Here is a 623-nt window from a genome sequence, read left to right as displayed (position 1 = left end):
TGGGGAGTCATACCAACGCCCTGTTAAGGGGCTGATTAATGATTGGCTAAAATGTGTAGCGTAGCGAAACCGAGCCAAACATTAGCAGTCCCGCGCTTAAACAGCTTGTTATGCATTCTCCGCTACCAAGTAGTTTCCTATTTCGTCATCGGTTTTAAATAGTGATAAATAGGTATCTATAAACCACTCTTTTGCACCATTTACCGCCAATACTTGTTCGCGTGTAACTTGATAACAATCGAAAATATCATCACTACTGAATGGAGAGTCCTCACCATTTTGAATTGTGAAAACTCGGCCTTTTTCGTTTGTGTAGACATGACAAGTTACTGCGCAATCTTCTTGATTAGTGTTTGGCCATTCACCAGTAATAAATGACAACCAAATATGGCGTTCATTTTGATGATCAAGCATAGCAACGCAAAAAGCTGTTTCACCTTCATCACTATATTTAAACATGCCACGAATAAATTTATTTTCGTGATCTCTACCGCATTTACATTTTCGATAATATTCTTTTCGATTCTTAATCATTGACAATTTCGCCATACTTCCGTGAATGCATAATGCCCTGTTAATGGGCGGATTACGCTTGGCTAAAATTAGCGAAGAATGAGCGCCAG

Annotated in this window: 1 protein-coding gene; it reads right to left on the bottom strand. The window is 39.2% G+C overall.

Features of this window, described 5'->3' with window-relative positions; genetic code table 11:
• Positions 1-108: 108 nt before the first annotated feature.
• A partial coding sequence (locus CWC28_RS21160; protein WP_212746810.1) for a hypothetical protein occupies positions 109-623 on the bottom strand: 515 nt, incomplete at its 5' end.

The sequence above is a fragment of the Pseudoalteromonas sp. S4492 genome (assembly GCF_005886115.1).
GTDB classification, from domain to species: Bacteria; Pseudomonadota; Gammaproteobacteria; order Enterobacterales; family Alteromonadaceae; genus Pseudoalteromonas; species Pseudoalteromonas gelatinilytica.
Note: the sequence above shows the minus strand (reverse complement) of the source record. Positions and strands in the feature narration are given on the sequence as shown.